This window comes from Marilutibacter spongiae (assembly GCF_014145325.1).
GTDB lineage: Bacteria > Pseudomonadota > Gammaproteobacteria > Xanthomonadales > Xanthomonadaceae > Marilutibacter > Marilutibacter spongiae.
In genome coordinates this window covers 1-560 of record NZ_JACHTF010000054.1, presented here as the reverse complement: position 1 = coordinate 560, position 560 = coordinate 1, and the positions used below count along the sequence as shown (strand labels likewise).

The following is a 560-nucleotide window of genomic DNA, read 5'->3' as shown; positions in this document are numbered from 1 at the left end:
CCACCAGCTGCGCCAGGCGCGCGGCCGGGGCATCGACCTCCAGCGGCACGTAGGCCGCGCCGGCCTTGAGCACGGCCAGCATCGCGACCACGAAGCCGGCGCTGCGCGGGGCGCAGATCGCCACGCGCGCGTCGGCGCCGACCCCGGCCTCGCGCAGGCCATGGGCTAGGCGATTGGCGGCGCGGTCCAGGGCATCGAAGGTCCATTGGCGGCCTTCGCCCGTCAGCGCAAGCGCGTCGGGGGTGGCATCGGTCCGAGCCTCGAACGCCGCCTGCACGCTGGCGTGCGGCAAGGCCTGAGAGGCGCCATGGACCCCGTGCAGCAGGTGCTGGCGTTGCGCTGCGTCCAGCAAGGGCAGGCGCGCGACCGGGGTCGCCGGGTCGGCGACCATGCCGCCCAGCAGCCGGGCATAGGCGTCGATCCATCCCTGCACGGTCGCCGGCTCGAACAGGTCGCTGGCGTATTCCAGCTCGCCGGCGATGGCGTCACCGTCTTCGTGGAGCGCCAGCGACAGGTCGAAGTGCGACGTCACCCGCGCCTCCGGCAGCGGCTCCAGCTCC

At 74.3% G+C, this 560-nt stretch carries 1 protein-coding gene; it reads right to left on the bottom strand.

From position 1 onward, the window contains the following. Positions 1-560, bottom strand: a 560-nt coding sequence (locus H4F98_RS16675; protein ID WP_182688944.1) for an AMP-binding protein, incomplete at both ends; no start/stop codon positions are given.